This is a genomic window from Prevotella sp. oral taxon 317 str. F0108, assembly GCF_000162415.1.
Classification (GTDB): Bacteria; Bacteroidota; Bacteroidia; order Bacteroidales; family Bacteroidaceae; genus Prevotella; species Prevotella conceptionensis.
The window spans coordinates 1,020,817-1,034,215 of sequence record NZ_GG740072.1 but is presented as its reverse complement, the minus strand read 5'-3'; the positions used below and the strand labels follow the sequence as shown (position 1 = coordinate 1,034,215).

7 protein-coding genes and 1 tRNA gene are annotated in these 13,399 nt (G+C 44.9%); 6 read left to right on the top strand and 2 right to left on the bottom strand.

From position 1 onward, the window contains the following. Nucleotides 1-29: 29 nt before the first annotated feature. Nucleotides 30-1,010, top strand: coding sequence for an ROK family protein (locus HMPREF0670_RS03805; RefSeq protein ID WP_009229851.1), 981 nt, complete (start codon nt 30-32; stop codon nt 1,008-1,010). Nucleotides 1,011-2,801: 1,791 nt separating this feature from the next. Further along, nucleotides 2,802-4,259 carry a Do family serine endopeptidase gene (locus HMPREF0670_RS03795; protein ID WP_009229850.1) on the top strand — a complete coding sequence of 486 codons (1,458 nt, stop codon included), beginning with the start codon at nt 2,802-2,804 and terminating at the stop codon, nt 4,257-4,259. Between the two features lie 293 nt (nt 4,260-4,552). On the opposite strand, the gene HMPREF0670_RS03790 is transcribed toward HMPREF0670_RS03795, so the two are convergent. Beyond that, entirely contained in the window at nt 4,553-5,575 is a 1,023-nt protein-coding gene (locus HMPREF0670_RS03790; RefSeq protein ID WP_009229849.1) for a helix-turn-helix domain-containing protein, read from the bottom strand. Nucleotides 5,576-6,538: 963 nt separating this feature from the next. Between HMPREF0670_RS03790 and HMPREF0670_RS16970 the strand changes: the two genes are divergently transcribed. Next, complete coding sequence (locus tag HMPREF0670_RS16970; protein ID WP_009229848.1) at nt 6,539-10,045, top strand: hypothetical protein; 3,507 nt, start codon at nt 6,539-6,541, stop codon at nt 10,043-10,045. A gap of 15 nt (nt 10,046-10,060) precedes the next feature. After that, nucleotides 10,061-10,231 (top strand): hypothetical protein, encoded by a 171-nt coding sequence (locus HMPREF0670_RS16660; protein WP_009229847.1) that lies wholly within the window; start codon nt 10,061-10,063, stop codon nt 10,229-10,231. A gap of 576 nt (nt 10,232-10,807) precedes the next feature. On the opposite strand, the gene HMPREF0670_RS03775 is transcribed toward HMPREF0670_RS16660, so the two are convergent. Further along, on the bottom strand, nt 10,808-11,836 hold the full coding sequence (locus tag HMPREF0670_RS03775; protein ID WP_009229846.1) for a diacylglycerol/lipid kinase family protein: 1,029 nt from the start codon (nt 11,834-11,836) through the stop codon (nt 10,808-10,810). Between the two features lie 217 nt (nt 11,837-12,053). Here HMPREF0670_RS03775 and spt point away from each other — a divergent pair, with 217 nt between their 5' ends. Both spt and HMPREF0670_RS03765 read left to right on the top strand, forming a co-directional pair. After that, nucleotides 12,054-13,244 (top strand): serine palmitoyltransferase, encoded by a 1,191-nt coding sequence (gene spt, locus HMPREF0670_RS03770; RefSeq protein ID WP_009229845.1) that lies wholly within the window; start codon nt 12,054-12,056, stop codon nt 13,242-13,244. Nucleotides 13,245-13,314: 70 nt separating this feature from the next. Further along, nucleotides 13,315-13,388 (top strand) — tRNA-Pro (locus HMPREF0670_RS03765). The last annotated feature ends 11 nt before the right edge of the window (nt 13,389-13,399 follow it).

The window sequence follows — 13,399 nt, the reverse complement described above, 5'->3', positions numbered from 1 at the left end:
TTACTAAACTAAAAAAATAAAGACACAACATGAGTGGACAAGAAGAACTGAAACCATACGTGATTGGTTTAGACCTGGGTGGAACGAACTCTGTATTCGGTATCGTTGATAGCCGAGGCGAAATTAAGGCCACTACGGCCATTAAGACACAAGCCTATGCAGACGTAGAGGACTATGTTAAGGCGTCGCTCGACGCATTGCACGTTATCATTGAGCAAGTAGGTGGTATTCAAACCATTAAGGCAATGGGTATCGGGGCGCCTAACGGCAACTACTACAAAGGCACGATAGAGTTTGCTCCTAACTTGGCTTGGGGACACAATGGCGTTGTTCCTCTTGCCGATATGTTCTCCAAAGGGCTCGGCGGCATCCCCGTTGCGCTTACCAACGATGCTAACGCTGCCGCCATTGGCGAAATGATTTATGGCGTTGCACGTGGTTTGAAAAACTTTATCGTTATCACGCTAGGCACGGGCGTTGGCTCTGGCATCGTTATTAACGGGCAAGTGGTGTATGGCTGCGACGGCTTTGCAGGCGAGTTGGGACACGTTATCGCCCAAAGAGAAGGCGGACGCAGCTGTGGTTGTGGTCGCTTTGGTTGTTTGGAAACCTATTGCTCGGCAACGGGTGTGGCACGTTCAGCACGCGAATTTTTGGAGAAAAGCACAACTCCCTCTGTACTTCGCGACTTGAAACCCGAAGAAATTACATCGCTTGATGTATCGCTTGCTGCAGCTAAGGGCGACAAATTGGCCATCGACGTTTACGAGTTCACTGGCAAAATACTTGGCCAGGCATGTGCAGACTTCGCAGCTTTCTCGTCGCCAGAGGCGTTTATCTTCTTCGGTGGGCTGACCAAAGCCGGCGATTTGCTGATGAAACCGCTTAAAAAGGCATACGATGAGAACGTATTGAAGATTTTCAAAGACAAGGCAAAGTTCCTCATTAGCGGCCTTGAAGGCTCTTCGGCTGCCGTTCTTGGCGCAAGTGCCGTGGGATGGGAGCTGTAAATAATGCATTTTGCTAAGCAGTATAGCTATATAAGCTTCTAAAGTAGGTGAGCTTTTAGTTCATGAGTTTTCGCTTTTCGAGCTTTAACGAGCGGTGAGTTCGTTGGTCTTCAGCTTGAGAATCAATTCAACTCAATAACTAAAAGCTCACCAACTTTAAAGTATATCCACTAAGAAAACCCAATAGCCTACAACCATCAACGCGTGTTGGGAGTAACGGCATTCTTATAATTTAGTTGCGGTAGGCTAACTTAACAAGGCAACTTGTTAGCTTATTCGTTCTTTAACCTATCAACACGATAACCTGTCCACAAGCCAGCTTGTCAACTCGTCTTTCCGTTTAGTTGTTATAACCCAAAAGGATTGGCTTTGGAATTAAATGTCTTATGCGCGAATTTGAACATGAACTAACTAACGCCCAACAACTCCCCAAAAAATCAATTTGCCAACACTCCAACTCAAAAGCTCATCAACCCACCAACTCATCAGCTCGAAAGCTTGTCACATCTAAAACTTAAAATTTTGTCTTTTATTTTACAATTCCGCTTTAAATTTCGCTTCGTTTTAGCGGAAATACAGGTTGAAAAGTATGTAAAAGTCTACCATTTATAACCTTTTGCTTCTTGGTACTTGTCTATTTTTAAGTCATCAACCTGCATTTTGCACCATTTTGGCTTTCTAGTTTGGTTGCCAACTCGTATTTTTTCAACTCCAATTACTCGCTTTTAGCCCCTAAAACCCTACTTTTAACGGCTATTTTGCCCTTTTTAGACATGTGTTTCATGGCTCTAAAAGGTTTTGTTTATGCCATTACTGTGGATGTTTATGCGTAATTATCTCGCATTTAGTGCCAAATCGCACTGCATTTAGCACCGAAATGCCTTGCGTTTAGCACCAAAACGCATTCCATTTAGCACCAAAACGCACTGCAATTTGCACCAAAACGCACTGCAATTTGCACCAAAACGCACTGCAATTTGCACCAAAACGCACTGCATTTAGCAGCAAATAGCCCCGAAATAGGTGCAAATGGCGTTTTGTTTAAATAAATATTCATTTTTCCCCATGCACATGCCACCCCTATTTTGCATCAAAACAAACCTTCGCGAGAATCGATTTTTTGCGGCAAGGTTGGCGATTGGTGGACGAAAATGGCACTTATAATGTTAAATTTCCGACTAAAATATAGACAAAAACTATTGCATCGTATATGTACGTATGGCAGTGGCGTGGAAAACATGTAGACTTGCGAGGGCCAGTGTGGGCGGTTGCAGGCCATGCTGCTCGTGTACAATGTCAACAGCATCATGTAAACGCATGAGTAGTTGGGCATCGACAAGCGGTTTCCAGTTTGTGGAGACAGCATTGAATAGCTTCCGCCCGATCACTATTTGAGAGTAGACCATGTTTTGCCACAGACAAATGAGGCCGAATTTGAGATTTCATCGTATTTTTCCGTCATTTTGTACATGCGCGGTTGTTTGTCTTGGTTTTACGGCACAAAGGCAAAACTCCGCTCAATTTATAGAAATACCAAAAGTCTAAACGGATTAAATGTCTATTTGCTGTTTGATATAAGTAATGCGTAATAAATGCTAGGGGTTGGGATGCTTAATTATTTCAAATAGTAATTACCACGGCTTTAATAGGCGTTAATATGATATTCGTGTATGTTAAATAGGGATAAAGAAAGGTGGCGATGTTGCTGTATTTAAATATTTGCGCCTATATTTGCAGGCGGAAAGCTAAGACAAGACAAAAATAGTAATTTAAAAAATAAAGAAAGAAACAATGAAAAAGTATTCACAGTACCTCATTGGCGGATTATGCGTGCTTTCTATTGCATTCTCTGCCGGTTCATTTATGAAGGTAAATGCTGCTGCAGCATCTCCAGCGATGCCGGCACAACCCGTAGACCTTACCTTTGCCGCTGAAAAAGCACTGCCCGCCGTTGTGCATATTCGGTATGTTCAGAACTCAAAGGTGCAAACCGTTGAAGTGCAGAGCGACCCATTTAGCGACTTCTTTGATGACTTCTTTGGAAGTCCAGGAAGAGGCAATGGCGGAACACAAAAACGACAAGTGCAAACCCCGAAGCGCGAAGCAACTGGTTCGGGTGTTATCATATCGGCAGACGGCTATATCGTAACTAACAACCACGTGGTTGAAGGTGCCGACCAACTTACGGTAACCCTAAACGATAACAGGGAGTTTTCTGCTCGCATTATTGGCACGGACAAAAGCACAGACCTTGCGCTGATTAAGATAGACGGAAAGAACTTGCCCACCTTACCTATTGGAGATTCCGACAAACTGAAAGTGGGTGAATGGGTGTTGGCCGTTGGAAACCCCTTTAACCTCAACTCAACAGTTACTGCAGGTATCGTTAGTGCCAAGGCTCGTACGTTGGGCGGCAATCCCATTGAGTCGTTTATCCAGACCGATGCTGCCATCAATCAGGGCAATTCGGGTGGCGCACTGGTAAACACCCAAGGCGAATTGGTAGGCATCAATGCCATGCTCTATTCGCAAACGGGTTCGTATAGCGGCTATGGATTTGCCATTCCCACAACCATCATGAATAAGGTGGTGGCCGACATCAAGCAATATGGTAGCGTTCAGCGTGCCGTTATGGGCATTAAAGGTAGCGACGTGCGCATTTACCTCGACATTGAAAAGGAGAAAGGCAAAGAACACGACCTGGGAACAAACGATGGTATATATGTTGATTCGGTTGAAGACGGTGGCGCAGGTTCGGCTATTGGGTTGAAATCTGGCGACGTTATCGTGGCTGCCGATGGAAGAAAGCTTACCAAGATGGCCGAACTTCAAGAATTGCTTTCGGGCAAAAAGCCTGGCGATAAGATTACCATTACTTACTTGCGTAATAAGAAGAAAACCACTGCTACGGCCACTTTGAAGAATGCTCAGGGCAACACGAAGGTGATGAAGAGCGCCGATCTAGACATTCTTGGCGGCAACTTCAAGGAAATTAACGACGAACAAAAACGACAACTCAATATAAGCACGGGCTTGGAAGTTATAAGGGTGAACAATGGTGCACTTAAAGATGCTGGCGTTGCCAAAGGATTTATCATTCAGAAGGTGAACGAACAGATAATCAAGTCGACTGACGACTTGCAGAAAGCCGTTAAGGAGGCATCGACAAGCAAAGACCCTGTGCTTTACATACAAGGCATTTACCCAACAGGCAAGAAGGCTTATTTTGCTGTGGTGGTGGGCAACTAACAAATAAATGTTGCAACAGCTGTTGTGCAAACTGTGCCATTAGTCCTTTATATATAAGGAAAGCTGATAAGCACATGCAGGCCAAACGGAGGTGTCTATGGACAATCTGTTGAACCCACATCGGGTGTAGGCCAATAGCTGAGCGTGACAAGAACAAAACCTTAAGGGCCACATCCACTCTGTGTAAAGAGTGAGATGTGGCCCTTTTCATGTGTGCATGTAAGGGTGTTGATTGAGAATAAAAGGGCAATAGCCTAACAATATAGGCAGGTAAAAGAGGTGTTGGTTTACCTTTAAAAGGTCTTTCTCAAAGCTTTGTTGGCAGGTGCGGCCAGTTCTTTTAGTTTTTCTACAAGGTCTTCGCTGGGTTGCAGGCCAAGTTTCTTCCTCACATTTCCGCGCACAGTGCTGATGTTGGTCGTTGTCTTTCCCATAATTAACGCAATTTCGCCAAGCGTTTTCCCTTCAACCACAAGTCTGCTCACTTCCAATTCGGTATGCGTAAGGCTAGGAAAGCATTTACTTAATTCAAGTTGTTGGGCATCGTGCTTTTTCTTCAAAACCATCGCCGCATGGACAAGGTTATGTTTCGATTGCTCGTTAAGTTGACTTAAAAGCATGTCGACGTGTTTGCTGTTGGGTTCTTTGGCTCGGCATATTTGCAAATAGGCTATCAGTTCGCTTTGGCTCATGTTGAAAGCGGTGAGTATCGAGTTGTGCGTGTCTTGATAATCTTTGTTTTCTTGCTGTATTTTGTGGAGGCCTCGTCGGCTAATGACAGCCAGAGCACAAGTGAAAATGCAGAGTAATGCGAAGAGTAGCGCGATTTGCTGGTCGATGGCGTGGCCGTCGTAAAACGTTACTAAGAGTAATGTTGCAATGTTTAAAGCCGTTACTAGGATGGGTATTTGGGGTATAAAGCCCAAAGCTAGGTAAAGTAAGATGGTGTAAGAACCTACTTGGTAATATATAACCATCGCTTCGTAGCCTGAGGGTTTCATGAAGAGAAGAAATGCAATGCGCGTCATTTCAAGTAGTTGGGCTGTAATGGCAAATGTGGCGAAGGCAGAAACAAGCGACAGCGTACGGCGAAGGTATAGCGTAACCATCGCTACACATAACGCAAGGAGTGCGAAAGAAACCGTTTGCAAGAAGGGATGGTAGATGCCAATTGTACCCACAATATTCAGCAAGGTAAAGACAATGAGCTGAATGGCACCTGCAAAGAAAACGAAGAAACGCACTCGTTCTTCCTTGTCTTTTGTGTACAAGGCAACGAAATTTTCGAATTGGGCGGTTAAAGTAGTTGTTTTCATTTGTGATTAATGTTGTTGATTTTACGTATCTTTGTCGGCTTAGCATTGTGCCGAATGCAGTATAAGTTCTCAGAGTTGCGACATTTGGTTGAAGGTCGCGTATTGTTGTTCGTCAGTTCAATGGTTAGTCTTTGGCGCTATCCTGTTAATTAAGAACCATTTGAGCTCTTTTCAGCTGCTTGTTTGTGGGATATGTTCAAACGCTTGCCTTCGCAGGCAAATGCGAGGGGCGTAAACAGCTGTACTTTGTGGCAAAGATATGAAAATATTTTGGGATAGCCTAGCTGGCTCAATCAAAACTTTGCATTCTGATAACGAAAAACGCACTTCTTGCCTGCATGTTTCAAACAATTTGCGTTGGTTTGCGTATTATTTGTTTGTCTTTGCGCCATTTTGCGCCCTCAATTATTTCCTGAAATGAAGTATTAAGTCTACTTTTGCGCTTGAAACATTCTGACAAACAAAATCAGAAGGCGATAAAATGGCATGGATAACAAATTGAGAATGCCATTATTATTCTCCGTTTCAAAAAGGATAAGCACCGCTGTAAGGGTGTAGGTACTCAGAGATAACGAAACGAATAAACAGTGAGATGCTGACCTAATGATAGGACCAGAAGTATTAACGACAACAGTGAAAACTTTGTTACCGAGGGTTTAAGCTCTATCAAACGATGCAGTTTATGAGTAGATGCAACTTCCGCATTATCTGTTATTAACGGAAAAGAGGCCTTGCCTTAGATAGCAGCCATTCTTAATCAGCTGCACATCTCCCAATAATAGGGAGTAGTATGTTGCGAAACAATTGAGTTGTGTATGTGTTTTAATAAAATGAACGTTTTCGTTAAGCCAAATGAACAACGTCGAGCTTGCTCGGACATTGTCATGGCGAGAAAACGCACTTTTCGAGGAACGAGAAAAGAAGTATATCTATCAACAATTATTAATTTAAAAAACGAGTGTTATGAGAAGAATGTTTTTACACGCAAAGGCATGTGGCAGACTGTTCGCCATGCTCTTGCTCAGTAGTATGTTTTGCGGAATATCAAGCAGGGCGCAAAACGTTATAGTGAGCGAAAACACAGGTAGTATGATTTGTTCGCAGACCACTTATTCTAGTGGAACAACCGAAACCGGCTTTGCATCGGGCGGTTTTGCCACATGGAAACACCACCAACTGCCACTGACAATGACCGCATCTGACCTAAAAACGCTTTCACCAAACGGACAATTGGCCGTACATGGCAACAACCTTTATAACACAGGAGCCGATACGGGCATACAAGTGTTTGGCGGACAGCGAGAAGATGGCTTTATTACCTTCGCTTTGCCACATGGATACAGATTTACAAGCTATAAGATTATTGTGCAAAACAACGTTGACGTGTTTGGAAACGGAAAAGCCAAGCTTCGCGTAACGCACGATCGCGCTTTCTATTTCGGTGAAACCAATTCGAGGTTTGATTTCATGTCGGCCTATTATAAGAACCTGAAAAAGGGTATGAGCAATGAAGAATTCACCATCGAACGCACCAGTATGGTGGAGAGCGACATGGGCAACATACTTTATTTTAAGATTGCCAATGGTGTTAACAGCCACGTTTCGGGAAGATACGTGGGCGTTACATTAAAATATGTTGAGCTAACTTTCACTCCCGAAGCTCCATTTAAGGTTAACATTGCTCCGCAACAAGCTAGCGCGGAGGGGGTAAGTGTTGTGCAATGCCCATTCCCCACGGGGAAAGTGGACCTCGGACAAATCTCCCAAAACACCTATACGGGCGTAAAAAGACAAAGCTATGTTTACAGAAACGTGAAAGACCTGATGGCTCAGTCGCTGTTTTACGAAGGGGCTAGCGTTGACGAAACCTTGGATTTGAATAGCCGTACAGCAGGTTCTGCCGTTGGTAACAAAACAATCAAAGCGGTAACCATCGACCAAATGGGTTATTTCGAGATACAACCAGGGCAAACTTACTTTGCCGAAACGCCTGTTTGTACCAAAGACCAAAAAGGAAATGATGTGCCTTTGCACTATCGTATCACTTCTGCAAAGGTGAATTATACCATAAGTGCAGAGCAAAAGTTCTACATTAAATATATAGAAGGTGGAGACGTTTGGTACTTACAGAGAGATGCGACCTTTGGCACCACACAACAAAAATGGGAGATTGACGCTCAAGGACGCATCAATGTTGTTGGCACTTCAAACTACTTGGTAGTTGACCCAAACAATACCCTAACGATAGGCAATGGAACAGGTAGTCGGTTTAGCCTTGTCGGAGAAGGAATAGTATGTAACAACTTGTACATGTTTGGAACCAAACCAGGTAGTCCCGTTTACTTTGCAGAATACGACAATGTGGGAACTGCACAATGGGAACGTTCTAACGCATCGGGTGCTTATACATTGAAAGTCTACGACAAAACGGGTAAGGCTGCCAAAGAAATTAACGTCACTCAGCCTGGAAACTTTGTAATGGACGACTTGAACAATGATGCCGTAAAGTTGGAAGTAGTAGGAGGGAACGGCCTTGTGAACCTCGAGCTGACAGTGGAGGCACTCGACCCCTACATCAATCACATGGAACTGATGTGCACCCACGGCGACATGAAGATTTCTCGCGAGTTCGTTTCTAACGATTTCAGCGTGGGCGGGGGTGTGTTCTACTTCTATATACCGCGCGATTGGCTCAACACTGCTTGCCATTTTACCTTCGAAAACTTGAAGAGCAAGTGTGCCGACAATACATATTACGATGGTTCGTCTAACGGCAATGCACGTTTCGGTTTTGTAAAGTCCGAATATTTCAACCTCTTTGGCGAGTCGAACAACAACATCTACCGTCATCCCGACTTTGCGGCCAACTACGATTACACGAAGAAAGTGTTTGTGGCCACGGCAGGAACAAAGGCGTTTAAGTTTAACAATGCCGATGAAGTAAGCAAGACTGGCACTGCAACTTCGTTGATTGAATATCCCTTTACGCTTGAAAAGTATGCCGCAGCGGGCGGTCTGTTCAACAATGTGGTGATGACCCCAACAGAAGAAAACAAGGATTACATGACCAACGCTTACGTCTTCACCACAGACGAGACGCGTTATAACATCGCTCCTACCACTGCTACACAGCATCGTTATTACGCATACTACGACATGGAGATACACCTTGTGGCCCGAACCTATACGCCGAGTGTTGCTTTCGAGAAGATATACGACAAGTCGTTCTATGGCGAAGCAGAAAGCGGTGAGTTCTATGGCGCCGTTGTTACATCCAAAGATAATGAAGGTAACTTAGGATATAGCTCTGTAGAAGCGGTGAAAGAGCAGTTGGAAACTGCTATTGCAGCTGGCGGAAGTAACGTACCCGCCGCAATGGACAAGCTGCTTTATGTAGACATGGGGAGCCAAATGCAAGGCGCTTACTCGTCTAACGGCAGCTCGTGGACCACATTGAAGAATGCTCTGGCTAAGAACGCCCTGGTATTCTTGCCCAAGAACACCACTCATGCTGCCGACAACTTTGCTTATGCAGAGGAAGGTGGAACCTATAAGGCCGCAAGAAACATCATTCTTACAGACAAACAGCCTTTCTATTCTCCTTATAAGATACGCGTTGATGCTGCAAACTACGCTAGCTATACGCGCGAAGTAACTGGAACCAACAGCCAAGCAAAGAAAGCAACGTTGATGTTGCCGTTCACTTTGGCATTGACAGACGGCAAGCACGTGAACAAGGGAGACGGTTGCTCGTTTGAGGTATATGTGATGCAAGCAACCAATTGCCTTAATGTTAGTCCTGAACAGAAACCGGGTTACGACTATATGAAGTTCGATGGCGATGCTCATTTCGTTAAGGTTGAGGGAATGGCAACCGAGGCCAACAAGCCCTACATGATATTGGTGAACGATGCTTATACGCCAAAAGACGGTCTATCGTTCGTGGCCATGCAGCATGGAGCGGACATTATGCCCACCATCGCCCACAAAAACAAGACTTACTTGATTGGCGAAAAGGCCACGGGAAGTGGAAACGGAACGAACTATGCCTTTGAAAATAGGGGTACCTATTGTGGAGATAAGGTTGAAAAGGTGTTCTATTTCGCCAACAACAAGTACTATTCATCATTGAACTTGCCTTCCGACCCGAAGCTAGTGAAAGTAAGACCATTCCGTTCGTACTATTCGTTCAGCAGTACAAGCGGTGCTAAGATGGCCTCCTTCGATGTTGTGTTTGGCGAGAATGGTGAAACAACGGGCATCAACAACGTAAAAGCTAACGCCGACCTAGCAGTAACCGCCGCAAACGGAATGATTACATTCTTTGCAAAGAAGGCACAACGCGTTGAAGTGTTTGGTGTAAACGGCATAAGTGTGGCCAAGCTGAACTTGAAGGCCAACGAAACACAGTCTGTTCCTGTTGCCGCTGGTGTGTATGTTATTAATGGAGTAAAGGTATCTGTACAATAATGAAAGGGATGAGCTATGAAGACGAATTATATAAAACCAATATCCGAGATTGTTACCAATAAGTATGAACCGATACTGATGTTGCAGAACTCTGGTAACCAATCAGACGATGCCGATGCAAAGTCATTTGTATTCGACGAGGAGGAAGAAGATGAGGAAATTCTGCCTTGGGGCGTTGTCTATTAGCGTGAGAGGTAAATGAACTGCTGACTGACAATTTGCAAAGGCTAATTGTTGAACCATTATACTTTAAGAAGGCGGAGCGGCCATTATAGGCACGCTTCGCTTTCCGCTTTTATAGGTGAAAGGGTGAAAGGGTGAAAAGGTGAAAGGGTGAAAGGGTGAAAGGGTGAAAGGGTGAAAAGGTGAAAGGGTGAAAGGGTGAAAAGGTGAAAGGGTGAAAAGGTGAAAGGGTGAAAAGGTGAAAAGGTGAAAAGGTGAAAAGGTGAAAAGATGGCTGTGCCAGCCAACTTGTTAGCTAAACTACCTACCATGACAATTCGTTAACTCGCCTAATCATTGACCAAACTTCTCACCTTTACTCATCTACTTGTTTACCAGACTGCTCTTCTTGTCTGCTCGTTAACTGGTTGCCTCATCAACTGCTTAGCTTGCAGGTTCTCCAACAATTTACCCACTTTTCAGTGCGAATAAGCATAATCGCCATCCACCTAAATCCAAATCTAGACTTAGGCTTTAAGGCAGATATTGCACGTTTGAAAGGTTGTTTTGATTATTGCTCAGCGCAACTGCCTGTGGCTTTTAACGCGTAAGCTTTCGTTGGATAACCTTTCCCAGCAGCGGTAGCTTTTGACTTCGTTTGTTGAAAACCCGGCGCATATCGTTGAGTTCATTGAAAAGCGAGGCGGCAATAGATTGGAAGGCGTTGGGTTCTCGCAACGACTTGTCGGCATCGGGGTTTACAATCACATTAATACCTTTTTCTTTTAGAGACACAACAATGTCTTTGCCAGCCTCAACAGGGTCGCCGTCAAAATGTATTACACCCTCGTTCTTTCGGTGTATTTTTAGTTCTTTGCATCTGAAAGTCTTTATCTTCGAGTTCTTGTCGAGGGTCTTGTTAAACATGTCGAGACTAATTTGCGGCGCATCAAGCAAATCGAAAGGCTCCATGATGATAACGTCTAGCAATCCGTCACTCATTGATGCCCTTGGCGCAATGTAGGCATTGTTGCCATATTGCGAGGCATTGGCACACGAAATAAGGAAGGCCTTGTAGCGATGTACGCCCGTTTCGTCTTCTATTTCATAGGTTTCGGGCTGATACTTCAAGCCCTCGCGCAGGATGTTTTCGGCGTAAGTGATGGGGCCGCGCTTACCAGCTTGCGCAAACTTCTGGCTAACAAAGGCATCGAACCCCATGCCGCAGGTGCAAAAAAAGTAGTGTTCGTTAATTTTCCCGTAGTCCAGCCTGTGTATTTCGCACGTGTTTATCAACTGCAAACATTTCTTTACGTTCATGGGCAACATCAGATGGCGTGCCAATCCGTTGCCCGACCCGCAGGGAATGATGCCCAAGGCCGTGTCAGACTCCACAATGGCCCGCCCAACCTCGTTAACGGTTCCATCGCCGCCAACGGCCACCGCCACGTCTACACCTTGCTCTTTGGCCTCGGTGGCAATGTGGCAAGCATGTCCGGCATACTCGGTGGTTCGTATTTCGTAGTCGAAAAGTTCCTTGTCGATGTATCTATCAATAGCTTCGGGAATGCCTTTCTTACTTCCCGTCCCTGATATGGGGTTCATGATGAATACAATTTTCTTTTTCATTCCGTTTCGTTTTATGGTTTCCAGACAGGGTTTAACTTCGTTTTAAGGGCGTTAATCAAGCCTTATTGCAAAGATAATAAAAAACATTTGATAACAGCACATAACAGACGAAAAACGCTTTAAAGGCCGATTTCTTTGAAAAGATAGGCGTTTTGCTGTATTTTTTCGTACCTTTGCACTCTGATAAACAAAAAATAGTTCTTTTACCTATTTAAAAATGGGACAATTACAAGAAAGATACAAGGCTTATCGTGAACCGCAAAAATATATTAAAGCGGGTGTCTATCCCTATTTTCGCGAGATAACCAGCAAACAGGGAACCGAAGTAGAGATGGATGGACATCATGTTTTGATGTTTGGTTCGAACGCCTATACCGGACTGACGGGAGACGAAAGGGTGGTGAAGGCTGCCAAAGACGCGCTAGACAAGTATGGCTCTGGCTGTGCCGGAAGTCGGTTTCTTAACGGAACGCTAGACTTACACGTACAATTGGAGAAAGAGTTGGCCACATTCGTGCAGAAGGATGATACGTTATGTTTCTCTACGGGTTTCTCGGTTAACCAGGGTGTGCTGGCAATGGTGGTTGGAAGAGGCGACTATATTATTTGTGACGACCGCGACCATGCCAGCATTGTAGACGGAAGGCGCTTGTCGTTTGCCAAACAGCTGCACTACAAACACAACGATATGGAAGACTTGGAGAACATTCTCAAGTCGCTACCTCACGAGGCCGTTAAGCTGATTGTTGTGGATGGCGTGTTCTCTATGGAGGGCGACCTGGCCAAACTTCCTGAGATTGTGGCCTTGAAACATAAGTACAACTGCTCGGTTATGGTGGACGAGGCACACAGCCTTGGTGTTTTTGGCAAGCATGGCCGTGGTGTTTGCGAGCATTTCGGCCTTACCGACGAGGTGGATCTTATCATGGGAACATTCTCAAAGAGCCTTGCATCCATCGGCGGCTTTATTGCATCGGATGCCGATACCATCAATTACCTTCGCCACACATGCCGTTCGTACATCTTCAGCGCATCCAACACGCCTGCTGCAACGGCAGCGGCACTCGAAGCTTTGCACATCATTCAGCAAGAACCCGAACGCATTGAAAGGCTCTGGGAGGTTACCCGCTATGCGCTGCGCCGTTTTAGAGAGGAAGGTTTTGAAATTGGAGACACCGAAAGTCCCATTATCCCACTCTATGTTCACGATGTGGAGAAAACTTTCCTTGTAACAAAGCTGGCCTTCGAAGCGGGCGTTTTCATCAATCCCGTCATTCCGCCGGCATGTGCGCCGCAAGATACGCTTGTGCGTATGGCATTGATGGCAACGCATACGGAAGAGCAAGTGGAACGTGGCGTACAAATACTTAAAAAGATATTTGTAGACTTAGATATCATAAAAAGTTAAACAAATATTTGCAGTACCCAACAAATAGTAGTACCTTTGCAACCGCAAAACAACAATGGGTTTTGCGATTCGGGGTGTAGCGCAGCCCGGTAGCGCTCCTGGTTTGGGACCAGGCGGTCGCAGGTTCGAATCCTGTCGCCCCGACAAAAACGGCA